This is a genomic window from Gemella sp. (assembly GCF_057272915.1).
The window spans coordinates 138,436-152,051 of the sequence record NZ_DBHIUF010000004.1 but is presented as its reverse complement, the minus strand read 5'-3'; the positions used below and the strand labels follow the sequence as shown (position 1 = coordinate 152,051).

Here is a 13,616-nt window from a genome sequence, read left to right as displayed (position 1 = left end):
TTCCTGTAGAGAAAGTTGTGAAATTAGATAAACAACCAGCAATCGATGCAGTTACAAACAAAGCGACAGAACAAATCGCAGCTATCAATGGTAATGATAAATTAACACAAGCTGAAAAAGATAAAGCTATTGCAAAAGTTAATGAAGATAAACAAGCGGCATTAGATAAAATCGATGATGCTACAAACAAAGCAGCAATTGATACGGCTAAAGAAGAAGGTACTGCGGCTGTAGCGAAAGTTAATCCAGTAGCGAAAGAAGCTGCTAAACAAGCAATCGCTGATCAGTTAACAGCTAAAAATAATGAATTAGATGCACGTACAGATTTATCAGATGCAGAAAAAGCAAAAGCCAAAGAAGAAGCTAAGGAATTAGCAGATGCACAGTTAGCTGAAATTGCTAAACAACCTGACAACAAAGATACAGCAGCAGAAGCAGCAGAAGCGCAAAAAGTAGTAGATGCGGCTAAGAATACAGGTGTAGCAGACGTTAAGACTGTAAACCCAATCGCTAAAGAAAATGCTCTAAAAGCAGTAGCTGACGAATTAGCTAAAAAAGAAAAACAAATCGATGATCGTACAGATTTAACAAAAGAAGAAAAAGATGCAGCTAAAGAAAAAGCTAAAGAATTAGCGGAAAAAGCAAAAAATGATATTAACGCTCAACCTAACACAGCGGCAACACCAGAAGCAGCGAAAACAGCTCAAGATGCAGTAAATGCAGCTAAGAAAAAAGGTGTTGATGAAGTAGCGGCTGTAAATCCACCAGCCGAAAAGAAAACAGCAGCTAAAGCAACAGTAGCAAGCGACGCAGAAGCTAAAAAACAAGCTATTCAAGGTGACAATACATTATCTGAAGCAGCTAAAGAAAAACTTAAAAAAGAAGTAGATGATATTAAAGAAGCAACAGATGCAGCAATCACTGGTGCTAAGAAAAATGCTGACGTTGACAAAGCTAAAAAAGCAGGTGAAACAGCAATAGCTGCCATCAACTCTGCACGTGTACCAGGTAATAAATTAGTTGCTGAAGATCCTACAAACTTAAAACCAGAAGAACAAGAGAAACTTAAAAAAGCTATTGAAGCTGTAAACCCAGGTGCAACTGTAACAGTAAATCCTAATGGAAGTGCGAGTGTAATTTTACCAAATGGTAAAACTGTACCGTTAGAACAAGCAGACTTAACAAAATCTGCGGATGCTTTAAATAACCCAGCTGGTGGTAACAACATTAACCGTCCAGTGGATAAAGTTATCGTTAAAGATAAAAATCCTAAGAACTTTACACCTGAAGAAAAAGCAAAAATCAAACAAGCTGTTCGTGATGTTAACCCTAACGCAGTAGTAACTATGGACGATAACGGAACAGTAACTGTTTCAACTCCAGAAGGAAACACAGCAGCATTCCCAGCATCAGAATTAGTACGTACATTAGAGGATGCAGCAAAACCTGATTCAGGTAATGCAGGAGTTCGTAAGCCAGCAGATAAAGTAGTTGGTGATGCAACAAACCCAGCTGATCAAGTAAAAGCAACTGAAAAACTGAAAAAATTAAATGGTGGCGACGATAAAGTTAAAGCTATTAAATATGACGATGAAGGAAATGCAACAGTAGTTCTTAAAGATGGAACAATTGCGACAATTCCAGCATCAGACTTATTCAAAACACCAGAAGAAGCTAAGAAAGCAAATGGTGGAGATGACATCAATAAACCAAATTCACAAACTGTAGTAGCAGATAAAAATGCTTTAACAGAACCAGAACGTGAAGCAATCAAAGCGAAAATTGCTGCGGTTAACCCAGAAGGTTCAGTAATTACTGTTAACGAAAAAGGTGAAGCTACAGTAACAACACCAGAAGGAAAAACAGCAGTAATCGATGCTGATGATTTAATTAAAGGTGCTGACGAAAAAACTAATCCAAAAGCTGGTAACAACATCAACAACCCAGCAGACAGAGTACAAGTAGCAGATAAAGCTAACTTAAAACCTGAAGAAATCGCTAAAATCAAAGCAGCAGTTGAAGCAGTAAATCCAGGTGCAACAGTAGTAGTTGATGAAAAAGGAAACGCGACTGTAACAACACCAGAAGGAAAAACAGCAACAATTCCAGTAAGTGAATTAGTGAAAACTCCAACTGACAAAGACAATGTAACTGGTGGAAACCAAGTAAATACTCCAGCAGATAGAGTAGTGGTAGAAAACCCAGCTGCATTAACAGACAAAGATAAAGAAGCTATTAAAGCTAAAATCCAAGCAGTAAACCCAGGAGCTGAAGTAGTATTTGATGCTAATGGAAATGCAACAGTAACAACACCAGCAGCACCAGGTGAACAACCGAAAACAGCAACAATTCCAGCGGCTGATTTAGTAAAACCAAAAGCTGACTTAGCTGACCCAGCTAAACAAGATGCTGTAAACAAACCAGCAGACAAAGTAGTAGTTGATCCAGCACTAGTAGATAATTCAGATGCAACATTACCTCAAACGGCTAAAGATGCTATTAAAGCGGCTGTAGAAGCAGTAAATCCAGGTTCAACTGTAGTAGTTGATGACAAAGGAAATGCAACGGTAACAACTAAAGACGGTAAAACTGTAGTTATTCCAAAAGCTGACTTAGTGAAGAAAGAAGCTGACAAAGAAACTGCTAAAGCAGGAAACAACATCAACAAACCAGTAGACAAAGTAGTTGCTGATAAAGATGCATTAACTCCTGAAAATATCGAAGCAATCAAAGCTAAAGTAGAAGCAGTAAACCCAGGTGCAACAGTAGTAGTTGATGCTAAAGGAAACGCAACTGTAGTTACACCAGACGGACAAACAGCAACAATTCCAGCATCTGACTTAGTGAAATCTCCAGAAGAAGCTAAAGATGCTAAAGCAGGAAACAACGTAAACAAACCAGCTGATAAAGTAGCAGCTGATAAAGATAATTTACAACCAGCAGATAAAGAGAAAATTAAAGAAGCAATTCTTAAAGTTAACCCAGATGCTAAAGTATTCGTAGATGACAAAGGAAATGCAACAGTAACAACTAAAGACGGTAAAACAGCGACAATCTCTGTTGAAGACTTAGTAAAAGATCCAGCAGCTAAAGAAACTCCAAATGCAGGAAACAAAGTAAACACTCCAGCAACGAAAGTAGTTGTAACAAGCCCAGATAACAAAGCGACTGATGAAGAGAAAATCAAAGCAGAAATCTTGAAAGTAAACCCAGGTGCAACAGTAGCGTTTGATACAGAAGGAAATGCAACAGTAACAACGAAAGACGGAGCTGTAGCAACAATTCCGGCAGCTGATTTAGCAAAAGATGCAGCTGACTTAACTAAGCCAGACAAGCAAGATGAAGTTAACAAACCAGCGGACAAAACAGTTGTTAAGAAAGCAGGTAAATTAACTCAAGCTGAAAAAGATGCAATCAAAGCAGAAATCGCTAAAGTAAATAGAGATCCACAGACAACTATCGTAGTAGATAACGAAGGAAATGCAACAGTAACAACTCCAGAAGGAAAAACTGTAGTAATCGCCAAAGAAGACCTAGTGAAATCTCCACAAGAAGTTGATGGTGCAAAAGCAGGAAACAACATCAACAAGCCAGCGGATAAAGTAGCGGCAGCGGCGGCAGATTTAGTTGGACCTAAGAAAGATGAAGTTGTAGCTAAAATTAAAGCAGCTGTAGAATCAGTAAATCCAGGTGCAACTGTATTCGTAGACGATAAAGGAAACGCAACAGTAACAACACCAGATGGTAAGACAGCAACAATCCCAGTTGAAGACTTACTGAAAGATCCAGCAGCTAAAGATACTCCATCAGCAGGAAACAAAGTAAACACTCCAGCAGAAAGAACAGTAGTAGCAAATCCAGCTAAATTAACTGATGCTGAAAAAGCTAAGATTACTGCAGCGATTCAAGCGGTAAACCCTGAAGGAACTAAAGTTGTATTTGACGAAGCAGGAAACGCAACAGTAACAGTACCAAATGAAGACGGTACTACATCGTCTACAGCGACAATCCCTGTAAGTGATTTAGTGAAATCAAATGCTGAAAAAGATTTATTAGATCCAGCTAAACAAAATCCAGTTAAGAAACCTATCGATCAAACAGTAGTTGCTGATAAAGATGCCTTAACTCCTGACGACATTAAAGCAATCAAAGCTAAAGTTCAAGAAGTTAACCCAGATGCAACTGTAGTAGTTGATGCAAAAGGAAATGCTACAGTAACAACTAAAGATGGTAAGACAGCTGTAATCGCAGCGGATGATTTAGTGAAAACTGATGATGAAGTATTAAGCGATCCAAAAGCAGGTAATGTAATCAACAAACCAGCAGATGGTGTATTTGTTAAAGATGGACAAATCACGGATGATGTTAAAGCGAAAATCGCTGCTAAGGTTCAACGAGTAAATCCAGGTTCAACAGTATTCGTAGATGAAAATGGAAATGCGACAGTAACAACACCAGAAGGTAAAACAGCAACAATTCCAGTAGCTGATTTAACGAAGACTGACGCTGATAAAGCTAAAGTGAATGCAGGAAATAAAATCAATTCACCAGCAGACAGAGTGTTAGTAAAAGATAGAGATAAATTAACAGCGGAAGATATTCAAGAAATTGAGAAAAACATCTTAGAAGTTAATCCAGGAGCAACAGTAGTATTTGACGCAAAAGGAAATGCGACTGTTAAGAATGCAAATGGAGACATCGCAACAATTCCTGTAGAAGCCTTAGCGAAACCCAAAGCAGATCTATTAAAACCTGAGAAACAAGATTTAATTAAGAAACCTGTTGACAAGGTATTAGTAACAGATCCAGCTAACTTGGATAAAGAAGCTATTAAGAAAGCTGTTGAGGAAGTTAACCCAGGTTCAACGGTAGTAGTAGACGACAAAGGAAATGCAACGGTAACTACAGAAGATGGTAGAAGCTTTGTAATTCCAGCAAAAGATTTAGTGAAAACAGCAGAAGAAGCTAAAAATGCAAAAGCTGGAAATAACATTAACAAACCAGCGGATAAAGTAGCAGTAGCTGATCCAACTAAACCATTATCTCAAGAAGAGAAAAAAGCGATTGAAGCTAAGATTAAAGAAGTAAATCCAGATGCAAAAGCGATATTCGTAGATGATAAAGGAAATGCGACGGTAACTATAGAAGATAAAGATGGTAACACTGAGACAGCAACAATCCCAGCCAAAGATTTAGTAACAAGCCAAGAAGAAGCTAAACAACCAAATGCAGGAAACAATATCAACACACCAGCTGATAAGGTAGTTGTAAAAGATCCAGATCATTTATCAGAAGAAGATAAAGCTAAGATTACAGAAGCAATCAAAGCGGTAAATCCAGAAGCTAACGTGGTATTTGACGACAAAGGAAATGCAACGGTAACAACTAAAGATGGAGAAGTTGCAACAATTCCAGCAGCTGATTTAGTGAAATCAAAAGAAGAAGCAGCTAAACCAAATGCAGGAAACAATATCAACACACCAGCTGATAAAGTAGCGGTTGATTCTTCTAAACCATTAACACAAGAAGAGAAAGATGCAATCGCAGCTAAAGTAGCAGAAGTAAATCCAGGAGCTACTATAGCGGTAGACGACAAAGGAAATGCAACAGTAACAACGACAGATGGTAAGACAGCGGTAATTCCAGCGGCGGCATTAACTAAGACAGCAGATTCAGCTAAAGAACCAAACGCAGGAAACGACGTAGTTAAACCAGCAGATAAGACTGTAGTAGCAAATCCAGACTCATTAACACAAGAAGAGAAAGATGCAATCGCAGCTAAAGTAGCAGAAGTAAATCCAGAAGCTAAAACTGTAGTTGTAGATGATAAAGGAAATGCAACAGTAACAACTAAAGATGGTAAGGCAGTGGTTATCCCAGCGAAAGATTTAGTGAAAACAGCAGAAGAAGCGGCAAAACCAAATGCAGGAAACGATGTAAACACACCAGCAGATAAGACTGTAGTAGCAAATCCGAATGCTCTAACTCCAGAAGAGAAAAAAGCAATCGAAGATAAAGTTAAAGCAGTAAATCCAGGTGCAGAAGTTGTAGTGGACAACAAAGGAAACGCAACAGTAACTAAAGATGGTAAAGTAGCAGTAATTCCAGCGGCAGACTTAACTAAGACAGCAGATTCAGCTAAAGAGCCAAACGCAGGAAATGACGTAGTTAAACCAGCAGATAAAACTGTAGTAGCGAATCCAGAATCATTAACACAAGAAGAGAAAGATGCAATCGTAGCTAAAGTTAAAGCAGTAAATCCAGATGCAACTGTAGTAGTAGATGAAAAAGGAAATGCAACAGTTACACCTAAAGATGGAAAACCAGTTGTAATCCCAGCATCAGACTTAACTAAATCACCAGAAGATGCAACTAAGCCAAACGCAGGAAACGACATCGTTAAACCAGCAGATAAAACTGTAGTAGCAAATCCGGAATCATTAACACAAGAAGAGAAAGATGCAATCGTAGCTAAAGTTAAAGAAGTAAATCCAGGTGCAGAAGTTGTAGTAGACGACAAAGGAAACGCAACAGTAACTAAAGATGGTAAAGTAGCAGTAATTCCAGCAACAGATTTAGTTAAATCACCAGAAGATGTAACTAAACCAAACGCAGGAAACGACGTAAGCACACCAGCAGATAAGACTGTAGTAGCAAATCCGAATGCTCTAACTCCAGAAGAGAAAAAAGCAATCGAAGAAAAAGTTAAAGCAGTAAATCCAGGTTCAACTGTAGTAGTGGACGATAAAGGAAACGCAACAGTGACACTTCCAAATGGAAAAACAGCAGTAATTCCAGCGACAGACTTAACTAAGACAGCAGCACAAGCTAAAGAGCCAAACGCAGGAAATAACGTAGCTAAACCAGCAGATAAGACTGTAGTAAAAGATCCAGCTAAACTTACTGATGAAGAAAAACAAGCAATCACAGATAAGCTTACAGCCTTAAATCCAGATGCAAAAGTTGTAGTAGATGATAAAGGAAACGCAACAGTAACACCTAAAGATGGAAAACCAGTTGTAATCCCAGCATCAGACTTAACTAAGACAGAAGCACAAGCTAAAGAGCCAAATGCAGGAAACGATGTAAACACACCAGCAGATAAGACTGTAGTAGCAAATCCAGACTCATTAACACAAGATGAGAAAGATGCAATTGCAGCTAAAGTTAAAGCAGTAAACCCAGAAGGAACAACTGTAGTAGTAGACGACAAAGGAAACGCAACAGTGACACTTCCAAATGGAAAAACAGCAGTAATTCCAGCGACAGACTTAACTAAGACAGCAGCACAAGCTAAAGAGCCAAACGCAGGAAATAACGTAGCTAAACCAGCAGATAAGACTGTAGTAGCAAATCCAGACTCATTAACACAAGATGAGAAAGAAGCAATCGCAGCTAAAGTTAAAGCAGTAAATCCAGGTGCAGAAGTTGTAGTAGACGACAAAGGAAACGCAACAGTAACACTTCCAAATGGAAAAACAGCGGTAATTCCAGCAGCAGACTTAACTAAATCAGCAGCGGATGCAGCTAAACCAAACGCAGGAAACGATATTGTTAAACCAGCAGATAAGACTGTAGTAGCAAATCCAGACTCATTAACACAAGATGAGAAAGAAGCAATCGCAGCTAAAGTTAAAGCAGTAAATCCAGGTGCAGAAGTTGTAGTAGACGACAAAGGAAACGCAACAGTAACAGTAAATGGTAAGACAGCGGTAATTCCAGCGGCAGACTTAACTAAGTCAGCCGAAGATGCGGCTAAGCCAAAAGCAGGAAACGACATTGTTAAACCAGCTTCTAAGACAAAAGTAGCAAATCCAGATAGCTTAACTCCAGAAGAGAAAAAAGCAATTGCGGATAAAGTAGCAGCAGTAAATCCAGAAGCAACTGTAGTAGTAGACGACAAAGGAAACGCAACAATAACACTTCCAAACGGAAATACAGCAGTTATCCCAGCATCAGATTTAACAAAATCTGCAAAAGATGTGAACGATGGAAAAGCTAAAGACAACGCAGTTACACCAGCAGCGAAAACAAAAGTAGCGAACCCAGAGAAATTAACTGACGCTGAGAAGAAAGCAATCGAAGACAAAGTTAAAGCAGTAAACCCAGGAGCAACTGTAGTAGTAGACGATAAAGGAAATGCAACAGTAGTTAAAGATGGTAATGTTTCAGTTATCCCATCAACAGACTTAGTTAAAGTAGAAGACGATGCTAAGAAAGAAAATGGTGGTAACGGTGCAAATACACCAGCAGCTAAAACTGTAGTAGCAAATCCAGCTAAGTTAACAGATGAAGAAAAAGGAAAAGTTAAGAAAGCTGTAGAAGCAGTAAACCCAGGAGCAATTGTAGTAGTCGACGATGAAGGAAACGCGACAGTAACGAAAGCTGATGGAACAGTTCTTAGCATCCCAGCTTCAGACTTAGTAATCTCAGCGACAAAACTAGCTGATGAAGCTAAGAACGCTAAAGTGAAAACACCAGCTACTCGTACATTAGTTGGAGATAAAGATAAATTAACAGATGAAGAAAAAGCAGCAGTTAAGAAAGCAATTGAAGCAGTAAACCCAGGAGCAACTGTAGTAGTGGACGACAAAGGAAACGCAACAGTAACATCACCAGATGGTTCTACAGCAACAATTTCTAAAGACCAACTAGTGAAGAATGCAGAAGAAGCGAAAGCCGAAAATGATGGAAACAACATTAACCTAAACTTCGAAAAACAAGAAGTAGCAGATCTTACTAACTTAACAGATGCAGAGAAAGCAGCAGCGAAAGCTAAGATTTTAGCAGCAAATCCTAATGCAGCAGATGTTATCTTCGATGCAAAAGGAAATGCGACAGTAGTTCTTAAAGATGGAAAAGCATACACAATCTTAGCTAAAGATATCTTTAGTCAAAAAGGTGAGGTAGCACCATCTGAAAGAAATAATGGAGCAGCAGATGCAGGAGCTGATACAAACGCAGCAGATTCTGATGCACAAGGTGTAAATGCTAAACTAGGACAACGTCTAGCAAACACAGGTACAACTGAAACTAATACTGGACTAGCAGGATTAGGATTAGCAGTACTAGGTGGATTACTTGCAGCAGCAAGACGCCGTAAAGAAAAATAAGAAGTTGTTAAAACTGAATAGATAACATTTACATGTTATTAAGAGAGACCCTTAAAGTTAAATTTTAGATTTAACTTTAAGGGTTTTCTTTGGCTCTTTGTCGAGGTTCTCGAGCAGCCAAGAGGAGTTGAATCCCACCGTTAGCAAAAGGAGTCGAGGTTCTCGAGCGACTAAGAGGAGTTGAATCCCACCGTCAGCAAAAGGAGTCAAGGTTCTCGAGCAACCAAGAGGAGTTGAATCCCATCGCCAGCAAAAGGAGTCAAGGTTCTTGAGCGACCAAGAGGAGTTGAATCCCATCGCCAGCAAAAGGAGTCGAGGTTCTCGAGCGACTAAGAGGAGTTGAATCCCACCATCAGCAAAAGGAGTCAAGGTTCTCGAGCAACCGAGAGGAGTTGAATTTGTTGCAAAAGCAAGGAGTGTTGCTACTGCCTCTTTGTCAGGTTCGATTGATTTTGAAAATAGGATAAATTTCCAAAATAAGGTAAGCGTCCAATGACAAGGTATCAATACTCCCCGTAAAATCTTTTATAATACAAATATAAAGAAGAAATGGAGGAAGATAAAATGTCAAAACAAATAGTACTATTAAACGTTGATTATTCATCAAAAACAGAAAGGAAAGTTACCTCTGAGAAAATTTTAAAAATTAGAGACATTTAAAGCATATAAATATTGAAAATAATTGAGAAAAATGATAAAATTTAATGTTAGAGAAAGTATATTATTGAAAAATATTGTTATTAATTTAGGATAGCTTTAGGATTATAATTTTAATAAAATAAATCTTAATGAGCTATTCTTTATAAGGTTTGTTAAAGATGGGAATGACTAAAAAATCTTAATTTTGAAGAAAGAAGATTTTGTTGAGTCATGACCATAAAGTTTATTGGATATCTAAAAAACTTTCACTCAGTGAATTTGGAAATCAATAAACCATTGAGCCTATGAGTTCTCATATGAATTTTTTGAAATTTAGAACTTTTGGGTCAGCCCATATTGGGAAAATAATGCATTTAAATATCAATTTTTGAATTCTAATGAATTTAAACTGCTTTAAGTAATTCTAAATTGTAAAGTTAAATGTATGAAAAAATATTAGAGTATTAACTAGGAGAAAGTGAATGAAGAATAAAAAATTTAAAATGAGTCTTAATCAGTATAACAATAGATTTAGTATTAGAAAATTTAATGTTGGGGTTGCTAGTATAGCTGTGTCTTCTGTGGCTATAGCAGGAATGATGTTTTTTGGAAATACTAATCTAGCTTATGCAGGAGATACGGATTTTAATAGAACGGGAACGGGAGAGTCGACAGTAGTAGGCGCACAAGAGTTTGTAATGGTGACTCATGAGAAACCGGGTGGAGAAGTAGAGGATGTAGCTATTTTGAAATCAAATTTTTCAGAAAATCTTGATCAATTAAAGAAAGATTATCCAGGATTTACTGCGACAAGACTACAATCTATTGGAAATAATAAATATAAAATTACATATGTACCAGTTGCTGTAACTAACCAACCGAGTTCAACAAGAGAATCTGTAACTAATACAGGAGAGGCTGGTACTTCAAATAGTACATCGGCCACTGCTAATCAAACACAACCAACAACTGAAAATAGAGTCAGTTTACAAGGGCATCTTGTCGGAAGTCAGACAGAATATAATGTAGGAGAGCAAATTATTTCTACATTTAGATTAGATGTGTCTGCACCTTCAAGATTAGAAGATGGATCTTATGTTTTAGTGAATTTACCAGCGAACGAACCGATTACTGATGTACAATTTGGGACTGCTTTAAAAGTTGAAAAAGTAAATGATACACAATATAAAATCTATACTGGAGAAGTTCCTAGCGGTTCGTATGCTAGCTTCAATATAAGTTATAAATTTGATAAATATAGAACAGGACGTAATTCACAAACGACAATTACAGCTCAAGTAGTTGATAAGACTGGTGCGGCAATTACACCAACTACATCTACAACAGCTAGAGTAACTAATACGAATAAGAGTGGGTATGCAAATATAAGCGTTGATAGTGAAAGTGGTGCTAGAGATTTAGCTTTATTTAGTACTAACGCGCCTGGGGATTCTATCGATGAAACTAAGAATAAAGATTTAGTTTTAAAATTAACTACTTTTAATAAAGAGACTTCAGCGGTAAATAAAATTGTTCATGAAGTAACGTTACCGACTGGTGCAGTTTTATCTCAAGCATCTATAAATGATGGTTGGACTCAAGATGGGAATATCGCTCGTTATACAAGAACAATAACAGATGCGAAGCCTGTATTCGATCAAGGGAACAATACTAGTGATGATACGCTTCGTATTAATATGCGCCAAGCAGGTACATTAGAAGAGTTTTTAAAAGGAAAAGAATTTACATTTACAGACAATGTAACTTATACAGATAAATCAGGAGAAACAAATACAAGTCAAGGAACAACTTCGTTAGTAGTAAAAGCTGTGAATCCTTATAAAGATAATGGAGACGGAGCAACACCAAATGCAGCAGGAGCGCAACCACCATTAGCAATTAATAACTATACTAATGAACAGAATCATGAAAATAGAGTGAATATTGCAATTCCTGGAATCAATACAGAAACAGATGATAAGAGAATTATTGTTTTCTGGAGAAGTGTAGATACTCCAACAAAAGTTAAGGAAGTTGAATTAACGATTGACAGTGACTTTGATCAAAAGAGATCAATTGAATTTTATGGTGTCTGGAATAATAATGGCGCATATGCAGCTTGGTATGCACCAGATAATCTAGGAACTAGTAAGACGTTTGAAGTATATACGGTAAATGGTACAACGGAAACGAAATTAGGAGAAATTGCCTTTAAGAAAGGCGGTGGAACATCTATAGATTTACCTGAAGGTACAACCCGAGTTTTATTAAAACCAAAAGGTGAGATGAACTTTACAAGTAATACAATAAGCCAGGCAGGTATTTATTTACATCAAAACTTAAAAGGTTTAGAAAAAGCAAAGCAAATGGTAGCGGAAGGGAAAGAACCGAAGAGTATTGTTACTGCAAAAGTTTCAACTCAAGATACAGATGTGATCAATACAAGTATTTCTAAAACGATTTTAGCAGATGCTAGAACAGCTTTAAAACTGACATCGAGAACTGGGAAAATAGAAACGGTTCTGGCAGGGAATAAAACACAGTCTTTAAGTTCTGGGATAGAAGCGTATAACTACTCACCTTCAGGTTTAGGGAATCGTGTATATAGTACAGTGACATCACACTTTGCTACTACTGATAAAAAATTAGATTATCTTGGAGCGAAGAATCCTAAAATTATTGTGGAATTACCGGATGGCTTTAGTTATGCAGGGAATAGCCCACTTGTAACTAAAGATGATAATTATCAAAATACTGGTAAACATGTGTTGATTATTGATCCGAAGGATTCGAATACTCGTGAGAATGTAACTCCGAATTTAGAGTTTAATGTAGCACAATGGGTTCAAACAGGTAGTTATCGTTTGAAATACACATTAGTTTGGGATGAAAATAGATTCCTATATGGATTAAATCCAAATGATGAGTTTGATGGAGATAAGACAATTATCAATACATCAACTTTCACTTATGAAATTCCTGTAAGTAATACATCAGCGACACGATTACACGTAGATGTGACAGATAAAAATGATCGACGAGAAGGATATACAACATCGTTACAAAATTTAGCTCCAAAAACAGATGTGACATACCGTTTTACTTTATCAAATACAGATAATTCAAAATTATCAAATAATGAGATACTTGTAACATTGCCTAAAAAAGGAGACAAGAATATTGTTGATACAAGTATAGCCCGTAATTCTGCATTTGATGTGGAAGCTACAGGAGAAGCGATAGCTCCCGCAGGATGGACTGCATACTACTTAACTTCTCCAATTAATGGAAATGCAAAAGAAGTTGCTGCAGCAACAACTTTAACAGCTGATCAAGTAACAGATTGGAGCAAGGTTACAGCAGTTAAGTTTGTTTCTAATCCAGGGACTACATTAAATCCAGGATTATCAAATGAATTTTTAGTACCAGCAAGAATTTCTAAAGATGCAAAAGATACACAGGTAGCTTATATTTCAGCAGCAGCAAAAACAAATGCAGAAGAAATATATAATGAGGCGAATGTAGCTTCTGTTACTATTAAAATAGAAAATATAAAAACTGGAGCTGTTAAAATTGCATATGAAGATATGCAAGGAAATACGATTAAGCCAACAATAACGGCTATTGAAAAAAGAGCTTATACAAAAGATTATAATGTAGATACAGAAGAATATCGTCCTGATGAATTTACATATAATGACATAGCTTATAGATATATGAGAGTCAAAGAAACTTCGGCTCCGGTTGAAGGTGTTATTAATAGCGAAGAAATTACTGTAACTTACGTTTATGATACTTTGTATGAAAAGGGAACAGAAGAAAAAACAGTGACGAGAACAATCAACTACCTAGAAAAAGGTACGA

Annotated in this window: 2 protein-coding genes; both read left to right on the top strand. The window is 37.2% G+C overall.

All coding sequences use genetic code 11. The annotated features are described in order from the left end of the window. Positions 1–17: 17 nt before the first annotated feature. Complete coding sequence (locus ACO6OL_RS03145) at positions 18–9,113, top strand: MiiA motif-containing surface protein (RefSeq protein WP_485502103.1); 9,096 nt, start codon at positions 18–20, stop codon at positions 9,111–9,113. 1,121 nt (positions 9,114–10,234) lie between these two features. Beyond that, positions 10,235–13,616: YSIRK-type signal peptide-containing protein (locus tag ACO6OL_RS03140; RefSeq protein WP_485502102.1), on the top strand; the 3,382-nt coding region annotated here is incomplete at its 3' end.